Source organism: Microvirga sp. 2TAF3 (assembly GCF_052114965.1).
Lineage (GTDB): Bacteria > Pseudomonadota > Alphaproteobacteria > Rhizobiales > Beijerinckiaceae > Microvirga.
On record NZ_JBFRFT010000019.1, the window covers coordinates 1 to 14,032 of the forward strand.

At 61.5% G+C, this 14,032-nt stretch carries 15 protein-coding genes; 4 read left to right on the forward strand and 11 right to left on the reverse strand.

Annotated elements, in window-relative coordinates:
- On the reverse strand, positions 1 to 1,982 hold a 1,982-nt coding region (locus AB4Y97_RS17065; protein WP_442000244.1), incomplete at its 3' end, for a DNA translocase FtsK.
- Positions 1,983 to 2,378: 396 nt separating this feature from the next.
- Positions 2,379 to 2,684, reverse strand: coding sequence for a hypothetical protein (locus tag AB4Y97_RS17070; protein WP_442000245.1), 306 nt, complete (start codon positions 2,682 to 2,684; stop codon positions 2,379 to 2,381).
- A 155-nt stretch (positions 2,685 to 2,839) separates the two neighbouring features.
- Between AB4Y97_RS17070 and AB4Y97_RS17075 the strand changes: the two genes are divergently transcribed.
- Together AB4Y97_RS17075 and AB4Y97_RS17080 are read left to right on the forward strand one after the other, a co-directional pair.
- The gene (locus AB4Y97_RS17075; protein ID WP_442000246.1) at positions 2,840 to 3,547 is read left to right on the forward strand and encodes a L,D-transpeptidase; all 708 of its coding nucleotides are present in this window, start codon (positions 2,840 to 2,842) and stop codon (positions 3,545 to 3,547) included.
- A gap of 441 nt (positions 3,548 to 3,988) precedes the next feature.
- On the forward strand, positions 3,989 to 5,137 hold the full coding sequence (locus tag AB4Y97_RS17080) for a DUF882 domain-containing protein (RefSeq protein WP_442000247.1): 1,149 nt from the start codon (positions 3,989 to 3,991) through the stop codon (positions 5,135 to 5,137).
- On the opposite strand, the gene AB4Y97_RS17085 is transcribed toward AB4Y97_RS17080, so the two are convergent.
- Both AB4Y97_RS17085 and AB4Y97_RS17090 read right to left on the reverse strand, forming a co-directional pair.
- Complete coding sequence (locus AB4Y97_RS17085) at positions 5,120 to 5,473, reverse strand: hypothetical protein (protein WP_442000248.1); 354 nt, start codon at positions 5,471 to 5,473, stop codon at positions 5,120 to 5,122. The genes AB4Y97_RS17080 and AB4Y97_RS17085 overlap by 18 nt on opposite strands.
- Positions 5,474 to 5,658: 185 nt before the next feature.
- Positions 5,659 to 6,180 (reverse strand): hypothetical protein, encoded by a 522-nt coding sequence (locus AB4Y97_RS17090; RefSeq protein ID WP_442000249.1) that lies wholly within the window; start codon positions 6,178 to 6,180, stop codon positions 5,659 to 5,661.
- Between the two features lie 395 nt (positions 6,181 to 6,575).
- Here AB4Y97_RS17090 and AB4Y97_RS17095 point away from each other — a divergent pair, with 395 nt between their 5' ends.
- Positions 6,576 to 6,977: a DUF930 domain-containing protein gene (locus AB4Y97_RS17095; RefSeq protein WP_442000250.1), complete on the forward strand. Its 402-nt coding sequence runs from the start codon at positions 6,576 to 6,578 to the stop codon at positions 6,975 to 6,977.
- A gap of 163 nt (positions 6,978 to 7,140) precedes the next feature.
- Here the strand turns inward: AB4Y97_RS17095 and AB4Y97_RS17100 are convergent, their stop codons facing one another.
- From AB4Y97_RS17100 to AB4Y97_RS17130, 7 genes are all read right to left on the reverse strand, one after another.
- Positions 7,141 to 7,527, reverse strand: a complete 387-nt coding sequence (locus AB4Y97_RS17100) for a hypothetical protein (protein ID WP_442000251.1) — start codon at positions 7,525 to 7,527, stop codon at positions 7,141 to 7,143.
- A gap of 99 nt (positions 7,528 to 7,626) precedes the next feature.
- Positions 7,627 to 7,758, reverse strand: a complete 132-nt coding sequence (locus AB4Y97_RS17105; protein ID WP_442000252.1) for a hypothetical protein — start codon at positions 7,756 to 7,758, stop codon at positions 7,627 to 7,629.
- Between the two features lie 270 nt (positions 7,759 to 8,028).
- Positions 8,029 to 8,826, reverse strand: coding sequence for an amino acid ABC transporter ATP-binding protein (locus tag AB4Y97_RS17110; protein WP_442000253.1), 798 nt, complete (start codon positions 8,824 to 8,826; stop codon positions 8,029 to 8,031).
- Positions 8,823 to 9,761, reverse strand: coding sequence for an amino acid ABC transporter permease (locus tag AB4Y97_RS17115; protein WP_442000335.1), 939 nt, complete (start codon positions 9,759 to 9,761; stop codon positions 8,823 to 8,825). The genes AB4Y97_RS17110 and AB4Y97_RS17115 overlap by 4 nt, the downstream gene beginning before the upstream one ends.
- A 26-nt stretch (positions 9,762 to 9,787) precedes the next feature.
- Positions 9,788 to 10,684, reverse strand: a complete 897-nt coding sequence (locus AB4Y97_RS17120) for an ABC transporter substrate-binding protein (protein ID WP_442000254.1) — start codon at positions 10,682 to 10,684, stop codon at positions 9,788 to 9,790.
- Positions 10,685 to 10,715: 31 nt separating this feature from the next.
- The gene (locus tag AB4Y97_RS17125; RefSeq protein WP_442000255.1) at positions 10,716 to 11,516 is read right to left on the reverse strand and encodes a deaminated glutathione amidase; all 801 of its coding nucleotides are present in this window, start codon (positions 11,514 to 11,516) and stop codon (positions 10,716 to 10,718) included.
- Positions 11,517 to 11,553: 37 nt separating this feature from the next.
- Complete coding sequence (locus tag AB4Y97_RS17130; RefSeq protein WP_442000256.1) at positions 11,554 to 12,510, reverse strand: nitrate ABC transporter substrate-binding protein; 957 nt, start codon at positions 12,508 to 12,510, stop codon at positions 11,554 to 11,556.
- A 131-nt stretch (positions 12,511 to 12,641) separates the two neighbouring features.
- Between AB4Y97_RS17130 and AB4Y97_RS17135 the strand changes: the two genes are divergently transcribed.
- The gene (locus AB4Y97_RS17135) at positions 12,642 to 14,009 is read left to right on the forward strand and encodes an aminotransferase-like domain-containing protein (protein ID WP_442000257.1); all 1,368 of its coding nucleotides are present in this window, start codon (positions 12,642 to 12,644) and stop codon (positions 14,007 to 14,009) included.
- Positions 14,010 to 14,032 lie beyond the last annotated feature (23 nt).

A 14,032-nucleotide genomic window follows, 5' to 3' on the forward strand; every position in this document is an offset into this window, starting at 1 on the left:
GTCTCGCGGTCGAAGCCGGTCTGCACCGTGCGGGTGATGACCTCGCCCTTGGCTTTCGCTTCCGAGACGCGGGCGTTGAAGCCGTCGATGTTGCGCACGCCGAGCTTCGACATCTTCTTGTAGCGGTCCTCCATCTCCCGCACCGCCCAGCGCAAGGCGATGATCGCCTTCTTGGGGTCGGTGACGACGGGCGTGAGCAGGTGCGGAATGCCGTCATAGACGGAGAGTTCGAGCATCTTCGGATCGACCATGATCAGGCGGCACTGCTCCGGTGTGAACCGATACAGCAAAGACAGGATCATGGTGTTGATGGCGACCGACTTGCCCGAGCCGGTGGTGCCGGCGACGAGCAGGTGCGGCATGCGGGCGAGATCCGCGATCACCGGCTCGCCGCCGATGGTCTTGCCCAGACACAGAGGCAGCTTCTGCTTCGAGGTCTCGAAATCCTGAGACGCCAGCAATTCGCGCAGGTAAACCGTCTCGCGCTTGGGATTGGGCAATTCGATGCCGATGGCATTTCTGCCGGGGATGACCGCGACGCGGGCCGAGACCGCGCTCATCGAGCGGGCGATGTCGTCGGAGAGTGCCATGACCCGGGAGGACTTGGTGCCCGGCGCAGGCTCCAGTTCGTAGAGCGTCACCACGGGACCCGGATGAACGTGGATCACATCCCCCTTCACGCCGAAATCGCGGATCACCTTTTCAACGCGCCCGGCCGTCTCCTCGAGGACATCATCCGTCGGAGAGGGATCCTCCGATGGAGGCGGCTCTGCCAAGAAATTCAGCGACGGCAACTCATACGAACTGTCGTATACGAGCGAGGATACGCTGCCGGGACGGCTTTCCTCAAAGGATGAGTCCGATGCGAAAATGTTCTGTGGCGGCAGGGACTTTTCAACGGAGCCGCCGGCCGGCAATGTGCGCTCGCCTGAGGCGACATCCAGTCCGAGCGCTGTCGAACGAGCATGACGCATCGCCGCAGACATGCGCGACGGAACCGATGCCCCCTCCCCTTTCTGCGGTTGCCGCTCCCGGATGACATCCTTGCTCTCATAGAGAGCGAGATAGCCGATATCGACGCTATCCGACTCCACATCGTCCGAACGCTGTTGCGCCGAGGCGTCAAGATCCGCATCCTCAACTGCGACCGCAGCGACAGGCTCGTTCGAGGGAGCGGCAAAACCCGCCGATACCGTCAAGGATGCCGGCTCAAGACGGTATTGGTCCGAATATCCGAAGCGATAGGCCACCGACTTGAAAGCCCCGAAAGGCGACTGCACGTCATGCGCCGGCGGAGAAGCAATTTCCGTCGCGGGCTCGGGATCACCCGAAGCTGCGGAAACCGCAGTTTTTCGAGATGGCCGATTTTGCGTCGGACGGGCCGTGGAGGCCTGGACGACGGGAGCGTCCGATTGCGCGCCTGCTTCAGTCGGCTCTACAGCGGTTTCAGCCTCGCCGGCTGCCGCCGGATTGGCGATGCGGGAGGCGAACTCTGCCCGCAATCTGGCGATCTGGGCTACGGCCTGCTTCTTTTGCTGCACAGAATCATCCCGCTGGACCTGACCGGAAGACGGACGGGCGCCAGTAGCCGGCGATGCGGACAGGGCCAATGGCGCGATGGCCGCATTGTCCTGACCGATCACCCCGATCACCCCGCTCTCCGTTTTCCCGTTACGCTTCCGCAAGACCCGGTCGGGTGTCCGTGTGAATCGGGCACCGTCCGAGGTGACGAAGGCCCGGCTCCATGCCGGTTCGGCGGCCTCCCGCTTGCCGGCAGACCCGTTCAAGGGTGCTTCATCCCGCTCATCGAAGCCGGATGAGGGCAGGCTTTGCAATGCCGCAACGGGCTTCGAAACCCCTTCCGAGCCCGCCGCACGGCGCAATGAAAGAATATTGGCTCTCTCGGCTTGGTGCGCCTGGTCGGCATCCTTCGAATCGGCATGCAGGGACGGATAAAATGGCGGTTTTTGGGTTGATTGCATGGTTATCGCAACGTTGGAGCAACATGGATCAGCCCTCAGCTGATAAGTGCTCGCAATGTCGCCGCGACAGGTAAAAAGAGGGTTAGGGCCCTGACCTGCCGGACGCCTCACAATGGTCAGTCCCCAGAAATCACACACTCGGACTCTGGCCAGCGAAAGTCTTGCGGCCAAGCTCGCGAGAGCCCGCGCCGATGCCTCGGATAGGAGCCCTGGTCACGCCTCTTGGAGCGTGACCAGGACAAGGGAATCCCATTATCTGTATGGATTGGATGGCATCAAATTCTAGAGCCTCGGACCCAAAAGTGGACTCCACTTTTGGGATCAATCCGATGCTCATTTCCTTAAGCGGCGCATCGGTGTATGCGGAAAACCGGGTCCACTTTTCCGCACGATGCGCTAAGAGCCCGCCTTCTTCCTGCCAGCTGCGGCCTGCCCATCCATGAAGTCCATCAGCGCCTTCGCGACGGCCTGATGAGCGATCTGTCCGATCCTCATCTCCCTCCGCATCCGCTCCCCGTCCTCGATTTTCTCGATCAAGGGATCGAACTCCCGCGGCAGCATCGGATCGCCGAGATATCGCGGCTTGTCGCCGAGCTCGTGGAACTGGGCCCTGAGCTTCTGGCCGAGATATTCCTGAATCGGTCGTGGCAGCGGAGGCCGGTTGCTTCTTGCATTCAGGGTTTTTTCGCCCGTTTCCGTCATGGTCGCCCACCTTGTGGAACATTATGCAGGACAACGAAGCGTAGCGGTTCCAGTTCCTCCCCGGTAGCCCTGCCACCTTGCGCTCGGGCGTCCTAGTCCAGCCCCTTTCTCCGCTTAGATTCCTTGAGAAAGCGTCGTTCTGAAGGAGATGAGCGATGAATCCTAGCCGCCGACAATTCCTATGGGGTACCCCTACTTTCCTCGCGAGCTATGCGTTTTCGGGGCAGGAAAGCTTCGCTCAGGCCCTGTGGAGCCGATCCGCCTATGCGGCAATCTATGCTCCCGTCGACAACGATCTCTACCCGATTCCCGGAATCGAGCTCTCAAGGATCAATCCCGCCTTCCTGCGAAGGGAGGTGGCCTATGATACGCCCGAGCAGCCGGGCACGATCGTGATCGATCCCGGCGCCCGCTATCTGTACCACGTGCAGGAGGGTGGCACGGCCATGCGCTATGGGGTCGGCGTTGGGCGCGCGGGCTTTGCCTGGTCGGGTGAAGCCACCGTCCATGACAAGCAGGAATGGCCGGATTGGTATCCCCCGAAGGAAATGTTCGGTCGCAGGCCCGACCTGTTGGAGCAGATGGGCGACCTGCCCGGGGGGCTCGGCATGCCCGGCGGTCCCGGCAATCCCCTGGGAGCCCGTGCGATGTATCTCTGGCAGGGTAGGAAGGACACGCTCTATCGCATCCACGGCACATTCGAGCCGTGGACCATCGGGACGAACGCCTCGTCCGGGTGCATCCGGATGATCAATCAGGACGCGATGGATCTCTACGACCGCACCCCGGTCGGGACGAGGGTCGTCGTGCTGTCGCCACGGAAGCGGCGAACCAGACGTTGGATCGATATCCCAGCGGAATAGGAACTTCGTCAGGCGGATGAAAGCTTGGCAGTCAAGCGGGGCGAGGCTTCCGCGCGCTGGAAATTCATGTCGTCGCTAACGCTCGGTTAAAAGCTCGGCGGCAGACTATGTCCATGCGTCAGGTTCCGTTCAAAACACTTCGCTCCATCGACCCGGGCATCGGAACACGGCGCGTTCCAATTTTGCCATGGTTTGTCTCCAGAGAGCGGTCCGATAGACCGGACGGACACAAAGACATCAAGGGGATTTCTCGATACGTCCGGCGCCTGGGGGGGATGCTTCGTGGTCCTTGCATCGACTAGCGCATCGTGCGGAAAAGTGGATCCGGTTTTCCGTAAAGAACGATGCGCTCATTTAATAAGAGAGCATCGGATCGATCCCAAAAGTGGAAGCCACTTTTGGGTCCGATGCTCTAGCCGCCGCGCTGGCGCGGGACGGCTTTTGCGCCTTGCTGTCTGCTCCGCCGCTGCGGCGGTTGCCCTTTTCGCGGCCGTTGCCGGCACGCAGGACGCCATTGCCGACGGGGAGACCCGCACCCTCTCCTTCTTCCATACCCACAGGCGCGACAGCGCGACGATCACGTTCCGAAAGAACGGCCGATACGACGAGCAGGCGCTATCCCAGCTGAATTGGTTCCTGCGCGACTGGCGCACGGACGAGCCGGCCAAGATGGATCCGCGGCTCTTCGACATTCTCTGGGAAGTCTATCGCGAGAGCGGATCGCGGGAGTCCATCAACATCATCTCCGCCTATCGCTCGCCCGCCACCAACAGCATGTTGCGCCGCCGCTCCAGCGGCGTTTCAGAACATAGCCAGCACATGCTGGGCAAGGCGATGGACATCCGCCTGCCGGACGTCGATACGGGCCGCCTGCGCGCCATCGCCATGAAGATGCAATATGGCGGCGTCGGTTATTACCCATCCTCGGAATTCGTCCATGTCGACACGGGCAGCGTGCGCGCATGGCCACGCATGTCGCAGGATCAGCTTGCCCGCTTGTTCCCCAACGGCAAGACCCTCCACCTGCCTCCCAGCGGCAAACCGCTTCCGGGATATGCGGAGGCCAAGGCCGAGATCCTGCCCAGGAATGCCGCCCTCGCCGCGCAGGCCTCCATGGGCGGCAGCCCTATCGGCAATATGATGACAGCTCTTCTCGGTCGGAAGGACCCGCCGCGTCCGGCGCAGGCGGATCAGACATCAAAGCCTGTCGCGGCACAGGTCGCACCTGCTTCGCCGGTGATCCCGGATACGGCTCTGGCGCTTGCTCCCATTCCCCCGAACCGTCCAAAAGATAGGCTTCTGGCCACCGGCATCGAGCCTCCGCCGGCACGGCCTGACCGCATGATCGTTGCGGCTGTGGCAGCAAGGCCTCCTGTTCCGTCGATCGAGCCGATCCTCGGCCCCGACAGGAAGGCCTCGGTGCGGGCCCTTTTCGACCCCCGCACGGCTTTCCTCGACCTCGGATTCTCATCCCAGCTCGAGAACGATCTCAGCACAGTGCGTTTCAGCGGCCCCGCGGTGAAGCCGCTGCCCGTGAAGCAACTCCAGCTCGTGCATCAGGTGAATGCGAATTCAAGCACCGGCTCCTGAAGCGGCAAGGCTCCTCTGCAATTCGTCGGGATCGATCCTGACTTTCAACACGGTGCCGCCGAAATCGAGAACGAGTACGGGAACGCCGTCGTGCTGCTGAATGTGGGTGCTCAAGGGCTGAAGGGGCAGACTCTTTGGATGACGGGGACCCGCGCCCTCGGCAAAGGTCCTAGGGGGCAGACTTCGATGGACGCGGGCCATTTCACTCAGCAGATCCGACAGGATCGGGGTCGAATCGACCGTTCCGAGAAGCACTTCATATTCGCGGCCGGCATCGTTCCGGACGCCGAGCGAAAACAGGTTGCCGTCGGCCGCCACATCGACCCGCCAAGCCATCGATCCAATTCGTTTTACCACGACAGAAACTCCTCATCGAGCGGACTCTGAAGCATCGGACCTAAAAGTGGATTCCACTTTTAGGATCATCCGATGCTTTCTCCTTTAATGAGAGCATCGTGTGGCCGCAAAACCGGGTCCACTTTTCCGCACGATGCGCTAGGGAACATTCGAAGAGGTTGCCGCTAACGCACAGCGCCCGGAGATTGGAGCGAGACGCCAGTCGGGACCTTCAGCTCGCCCTCCGTGTCATCCTCATCCATGAAATGACCGTCCTTGGGAATGACGAGACCCGCGCCGATCTTTGGAAGATCGCGCCGGATACGGCACTCGATGGCAGATGTGAGCCCCAATGCGTTCTCGGTGCCGGTCAACTGGTCTCTTTTTCGTTCCGGCGAACCGATCCTGCCCTCGATCACCATATGCTGATCAGGGAAATCCCAAGTGAAGTTCGTTCCCGTTTGCTTCCACTGCCCGGGCCAACTCCCCTTCTTCGTCTTTGAGGCGTCGAAGACGTAAGGGCTTACCTCTCCACCATCCAATTCACCTCCACCAACTCCACCGCTGGGGTAGAATGTGATGATGAACTGCGAACCATCCCGCGCGCGGGCGCATGTCCACATCGATCCGGCAAGGCTCTCGCCATCCGCAAGCGCTCCGGAGGACACGAACATCATCGCAAGAAACGCGCTCGAAACTCTTCTCATGAGGCCAGTCCGAATGACAGGATATGTGACAGGATTGCACTCCATAGCGAAGCGCTCCTCAACGGAGCGCGGTTGGCATGGCGCCGACTCATCTTCGCGACAAGAGAGATTCCAAATTACAGCGTCGGACCCGCCATAGCCATCCTCAAGACGAAATTTCGGCAGCGATAAATTTCACCATCACGCTCATTTGCGCCGTCCTCCAACACGATCCGCCGGCAGCGCATAGGTTGCCGACCGGCCCTGCATGGATAACCCTTGTCTCGGCGCCTGGATGAAATAAATCGACCCATGCTGCCTAGAAGGCCACCGTCGCGGTGGGTCGGCAGGACCGAGCCAACTTCGGTCGTTCCTCATAGATCATTACCTCTTTTTCTCCGGAGACATGCTTAGAAATGACTAAGCTGACGACCAAAATCCTAATTCTGATTTCAACCTCCCTCCTTGCCCTCGGTCCCGCTTATCCCGCCAATTCCCATCTTTCACGTGGCTTTCTGAAGATGGAGCCGAGAACGAGAAGCCTGCAGATTTGCAACAACAAGGGCTCGCGGGAAATTTCTAAGGAGAAAGAATTTTCACGTCTCGATCGTGTCGTCGTCGACGCGATGTCGACTCCGAGTTTCGATGAACATGTCATCTCGGGCGATGGGGGCGCTTTCCGCCTGAAGGGGCAATGGCATCAATTTCAGTTCAAATGCATCCTTGCCAAAGACAATATGTCGGCCCTCTCCTTCACCTACCATGTCGGCGAAGCGATACCGGAAGATCAGTGGGAAAAGTTTGGATTGTGGCGCTGATTTCACCCGGGATCTATCGCGGGCCGCGGGCATGAAGCCAGGCGGTCCGCCGACACCCTCTCGAAGCGGGGCCATTCGTTTCTGTGCCCTCGACCCGACGAGCGAGCGCGCACATTGCCGCAGCTCCTGAAGATCCATCCGTTTCGCCACCCAGAATTTCATCTTACTCAATCGTAATGACCGACCAAGGAGGACTGAACTCCCCAATAGCAGTCATGTTTTCATGCGCCATCACGTTGCAGCGTGCGATCGGGTTTGCGCCTATGGACGAGAACGAGCCCAAGGATATGCTCGAAGTGCCGGAAACCACCCCGGCAAATGATCGAACGGCACGGGTTCTCCGCTGGATCAGCCTGGTGATGGCGGGCGGGTTCGTCGTCACGGCGATCATTCTGTTTTCAGCCGTCGAATAGTACCGTCCGAACATCGGTGTAACCTCGTTAAGTTTCATGCGGAGAAAAATTTTCACCGCGCCCGCGTCAAAGAAAAGGGCCGCCTGTAACAGCGGCCCTGAGTCAGGGAAGAAACTTTGGAGGGATAACGTCGCCATCAATGCGGCGCCATGAGTTCAATGTGGGGGTAAACCACGCGCCCGGACATACCTGCATTTCGAAAGCAGGCATGCAGGTCATGCATGGCCCGTCAGATGTCAGCCGAAGGCGATAGGCTTGGCCCGTGTCGATCCCCTGATCTCGCGTCTCAGGACTACCATCCGCACGGCTGGCGGGGCGATGAGGCAGATAAACGATCCGACCACCAGACTAACGAGCAAGGCAATCATGGAAACCCCCTTTACAGGGAGGCAAGCGTGCGCCCGTATAGTCAACGAAATATTAACGAGCGGCGCCATGCCTGTCGCGCCCCCGCTTTCCCCGCAGTTCGTCCACGGCTTTGGCCGAGGGGATTCGCGCGAATGCAAAGGCACTAGCCAGGATTATCGATCCTAGCTGTCGTGAACCTTGCACGCGAACGATAAGGCGCTCTGCGACGGGGAGCGATCAAATTCCATGAAAGTTCGGCATGGCGCAGGGTCGCTGCGCCATGCCGAAAGTCAGATGAACCGGGCCAGGAAGGCGCGGGTGCGCGGGTGCTGCGGGTTCACCAGAACATCCTCCGGCCTGCCCTGCTCGACGACGCCGCCGCCATCCATGAACACCACCCGGTCCGCCGCTTCCTTGGCGAAGCCGATTTCGTGGGTGACCACGACCATGGTGAGACCCTGGTCCGCCAGATCGCGCATGGTGTTCAGGACCTCGCCCACCAACTCCGGATCGAGCGCGGAGGTCGGCTCGTCGAACAGCATGAGCTTGGGCCGGATCGCCAGCGCCCGGGCGATGGCAACGCGCTGCTGCTGCCCGCCGGACAATTGCCGCGGGTAGGCTTGCGCCTTGTCCGTGAGGCCGACCCGTTCGAGCAACTCCAACGCGTATTTCTCGGCCTGTTGCCGGCTCTGTCCGTGAATGCCGATGGGCGCCTCGACGATGTTCTGCAGCACCGTCATATGCGGATAGAGGTTGAACTGCTGGAACACCATACCGATCTGCCGGCGCTGGCGGGCGATGGCCCGATCAGACAACCTGTGCAGCCGCTGGCCGCGCAGCTCATAGCCGATCTGCTCGCCCGCCACTTCGATGGAGCCGCGATCCATGGTCTCGAGATGGTTGATGCACCGCAGGAAGGTGGACTTGCCCGAGCCGGAAGGCCCGAGGATCACCACCACCTCGCCGGGCTTCACATCGAGATCGATGCCTTTCAGGACTTCGTTCTCGCCGAAGGACTTGTGCACGTTGCGTGCACGGACCAGCGGCGTCGATGCGGCGACGGTTTCAGGAAGGACTGTGATCGTCATCGCGCTTCCCCCGTATCGAAGGAGAGGCTTCCGCCGTCATCCGGCTTGCCGCGCCGGCCCTTTGCAGGGGCAGTGGAGCCTTTCTCGCCACGCGCATAATAGCGCTCGATGGCGGATTGTCCGACATTGAGGATCGAGGTCACGAGCAGATACCACAGGACCGCGACCATCAGCAGCGGAACCACCTCGAAGGTCCGGTTGTAGACGGCCTGGACCGAATACAGGAGATCGCCCATCGCAATGACACTGACCAGGGAGGTCGCCTTGATCATGCTGATGAGCTGGTTGCCTGTCGGCGGGATAATGGCCCGCATGGCCTGCGGGATGATGATGCGCCGCAGGGCACGGGCCCGGGTCATGCCGAATGCCTGGGTCGTCTCCACCTGCCCCGCATCGACGGACAGAAGGCCGCCGCGAATGATCTCGGCCATGTAGGCCGCCTCATTGAGGGCAAGACCCGCGATGGCCGCGGTCAGGGGCGTGATGAGGTCGTTGGCGTTCCAGCTGACCAGCTCCGGCCCGAATGGAATGCCGATCGACACCACCGGGAACAGGGTGGAGAGGTTGTACCAGAAGATCAGCTGCACGAGCAGCGGCGTGCCGCGGAAGAACCAGATGTAGAGGCCGGACAGGATCTGCAACAGCCTGTTGTCGGACATCCGGGCGATCGCCATCAGAAGCCCGATCGCAACGCCGATCACCATCGACACCACGGTGAGACCCAGCGTGACCGACAGGCCGCGCAGGATCGATTGCGCCGTGAACCATTGTGCGACGACGCCCCACTCGAAGTTCTTGTTGTGGGCAACCATCCAGGCGAACTTGATCCCGATGGCGAGCGTCACCGCCCACAGAAGCCAGCGCCCGTAATTGAGCGGCTGGCGGGCATGGGCGACATCGCGGAGCTTGAGCTCCGCGGCGTCGTCGAAAGGCACGGATGCTGGATTGAGCGTGCGCCCCGTCACTTCGCATTCTTCCCGGCCAGGTTGAGGCCTGGCGTCTTCAGAATGTTGTTCTCCAAACCCCACTTCTTCATGATGGCGGCGTAGGTGCCGTTCTCATAAAGCTTCTGAAGTCCTTCGAGCAGAACTGGGCCGAGCGGAGAATCCTTGGGCACCACAGCGCCCTGGAACAGGTCGTCGAAGCCATTGGCCTGGCCGACGCCGGCCAATTCAAGCTGGCCGTTGGATTGCTGAACGAAGTAGGTCAGCGGCGCCTGCGACGAGAAGAAAGCGTCGGACCGCTTGGAGCGAACGGCAAGGATCGACGTCGGCTGATCGGGGAAGGACTGCACTTCGAGCGCAGGCTTGCCGGTCTCCGCGCAGACATTGGCCTGCTGCTTGATCACCTTTTCGGCCGATCCGCCCGACTGGACCGCGATCCGAAGACCGCAGGTGTCGGAGAGACCCTTGATGCCTTTCGGGTTGCCGTTCTGCACGGCGAAGACCACGTATTCCTGCACCCAGTCGACGAAATCGTTGCTCTTCTCGCGATCGGCGAAATCGCCGATCGGGCCCATGGCGAACTGATAGCGACCCGACTTGATGCCGCTCAGGATGCTCGACAATCCGCTGACGGATTCGTGGTGGATCTTCACGCCCAGCAACTGACCCAAAGCATCGGTGAGGTCGGAGCTTGCACCGGTCATGGTGCGCGTGTCGCTCACGATCTCATAGGGAGGGAAGGAGCCGCTATTGACGGAGATCATCTCCCCGGCGGTCAGGATTTCCTTCGGCAGCTTGGCCTGCAGCGCGGAATCGAGCTTCTGCGCGGGAATCTTCACCTCTTCGGCCAGAGCCGAACCGGAGAAAAGAGCACCGGCGAGTAGCGCGGCATAGGCAAGTTTACTGGGTTTCATGATTGACTTCCCTTGGTTCCGGCACAGCTGTTCAGGCGCTGGCCTTGTTGAGTTCGGGCTTGGCGAAGCGACGGTTCTCAAGAACCGGCAGTATCCGCCGGGCATGGGCGATCCGGGCCGGATCGATATCGGCGAAGACCAGCGCCGGTCCCTCGGCCGCGCGCGCCACGGCCACGCCGAGCGGATCCACCACCAAGCTGTTGCCGATATTGCGCTCGCCACATTCGCCGACCGCCACCACGTAGCTGGTATTCTCGAGCGCGCGGGCGGTGACCAGCACTTCCCAATGCGCCTCCTTGAGCGGGCCCTTGACCCAGGCAGCCGGCAGCACCAGCAGATCGGCGCCGTCGAGCACGAGGCGGCGCGCCAACTCGGGGAAGCGCACGTCGTAGCAGGTCATCAGACCGACCTTGAGACCGGCCACGTCAACCAGCTCCGGCACGTCCTCTCCGGGGGTGACGTTCGTGGATTCCTTGGCGGAGAAAGCGTCATAAAGATGGAGTTTGCGGTATTGCGTCAGGATCTCGCCATCGCGGATCGCGATCAGAACGTTCCAGACGCGGCCGTTACCGTCGGGCGTATGCACGGTCATGATGATCGTCATGTCGCTGCCACGACTGGCATCGAGCAGCTGCGTCGCGAAAGGACCGTCCAGCGGCTGCGCCGATTTGAGCACGATATCCGGATCGGCGATGTCGCGGGCCAGGATGCCTTCCGGCAGCACCAGCAGATCCGCACCGCCAGCCTTGGCCTCTTTCATCAGACGCAGGCACGTATTGGCGTTTTCCTGCCATTCCCGGCTCACGACGAACTGACCGAGCGCAACTTTCATGACGGGTTTTCCTTGTTCCTGATTCATGGCCGGCCGCCTAGTTCGCGAATGCTGGGAAAAGGTCCTGCGGCGTGAGGCGCTTTTCCGTAAGGTTCTGAGCCTGAAGCTCGATGCCGAAATCGGTGAGCATCCGCTCATTGGCTTCCAGGCCGTTGCGATCCCAGGATGCGGGCAGATCGCGCGCCACCTGCCGGATCTCGTCGATGATCCAGGGCGTGGTGTCGGCGTATTTGGCGCGCTTCTCGAGCCAGACCCGCGCCGACTCGTCGAGCAGTTCGCTCAGCGCCTGCGGCAACCAGGGATTGGCTTCGACGATGGCGGGCTTGATGCCCAGAAGGTGAATGCCCGGCACGTAGCCGACATCCCGGAAGTACTCGACCTCGGCCTGCCGGAAATCGGGCAGCAATTGCCGGAACTCGGAATCGGCATCGAAGAAGCCGGGCGGCATGAAGGGCGTGAAAACCGCGTCGAGATCGCCCGTCTGCAGCATCTCCATCATCGGGCGCTCGCCGGGCGTGGCCTCGATGCGGCCTGGGCGGCCATAGCCACCGAGCCTGTCGACGATGGGATGGGCCGCCGTCAGACGGCCGACGAACCACTGGGCATCCTCGATGCCGACCCCGACCCGCCGCAACAGGGCGCGGGTCCAGGTATTGCCGGAATCCTGCCAGCCTGTCAGGCCGATCTTTTTGCCTGCGAGCTGGTGCAATTCGGTGATGTCGCTGCACTTGGAGGCGATGATGCAGCGATGGCGGAACGCGCGCATCAGGAAGTGAGGCACGCCGATGATGGAATCCTCGCCCCGGGCTCGGCCCAGTGCATAGCGGCTCATCGACATCTCGCCTGCATCGTAACGAGGATCGGTTGCGAGGTCCTCGGGGAGCGTCCCGACACGATCGACTTCCAGGTCGATCTCCTTCGCCCTGACGTCGCCCAGCGCGAGAGGGACGATGTAGTCCCAATCGCGGACTGCCAATTTGATCTTGATACTCAAACGCTTCCCCTGCGCTTCCCTAGAAAGATCGGACGGGCGGCAAAAGCGACTAGCCACCTCAATTAACGCAACGTAAATGTTTACATATGCCTGTACAATGCCATCTTCGTTACTGAACAAAGAAAGTTCCAATGACCGAAACATTAGAAGCGGAGTGGCTGGCCGCCCATCTCGGGGACCGGACCATGCGGGGAATCGCTCTTGAGACCAGCGCCCTGATCCGCTCGGGGGCCATTCCCATCGGAACGCAGCTCCCCCCGGTTCGCGATCTCGCTCATGCCTTGAACGTGAGTCCTGCGACGATTTCCGCCGCCTGGGGCGAGTTGCGGCGGCACAAGGTGATCGGCGGCCGCGGGCGCAACGGGGTCTGGGTCTGCGGAGACAAGATCGCGCCGCGTCCCTCACGTTTCGAGAACATCGGGAATTTCGGCGAACACGTGATCGACCTTACGGTGGCGGTTCCGGACCCAGCCTTGCTGCCGCCTCTCGGCGAGGCTCTCGCGCGCGGTGCGGCAGCAGAGAAACTGAACAGCTATCTGCGCGTGCCGATCCTGGACTCGCTGCAGCGCGCCGTGCAGGCGCGGTGGCCTTATGCTCCGGAGGCATATCTCGCGGCCAATGGCGGCTACGAGGCTGTCTATGTGACGCTTCAGGCTCTGGTCATGCCTGGCTCGGTCATCGCCATCGAAGACCCCACGGCCATGAGGCTCCTGGACATTCTCGACAACATCAATGCGCATGTGGTCCCTGTCGCATGCGACGAGGAAGGGCCGGACCCGGCCTCTCTGGCCAATGCGCTTCGGAAAAAACCGGCGGCCTTCATCTATCAGCCGCGCACCCATGCCATCACCGGCCACCGGGTCAGTGCAGCGAGGATGAAGGAACTTGCCGGCGTGCTGAAGGGCAGCGACACCCTCATCATCGAGGATGACGGCGTCGGCGACATATCGAGCCAAGCCCCCGCCAGCCTCGGGCAATATTATCCGCAGCAGACCGTACGCATCCTGTCATATTCCAAGTCGCTCGGCCCCGACCTGCGCCTCGCCGTCCTCTCCGGCTCGGCGGACATCGTCAATCAGATCCAGTCCTATCGCAGTTTCGGCGCGGGTTGGACGAGCCGCATCCTTCAGGAAGCCGCCGCCTGGCTGATCAACGACCCGCAAACCAATGCGATGGTGGAGAAGGCAAGGAACGTCTATGCCGCGCGGCGTCAGGCGCTGATCGATGCACTGCGCCTGCGCGGCGTGCAGATGCCGGATCGTGATGGACTATGTGTCTGGATCCCGGTGAGGTCGGAGCAATATGCTCTCGTGACCCTCGCAGCGCGCGGGATCGCAGTTCTGCCGGGCAAGAAATGCACCCTCACGGACAGCCACCACATCCGCGTTGCGACCAGCCTCCTCACGGAGCATCTGGACGAGGTGGCCGATGCCATTGCCCTGGTTCATCCCGTCGCTCTGCCGAGTGCGCGGGAACAGCCGGGACGGTTATCGGTGTGAGCGCATGAAGAGACGGCCATCCG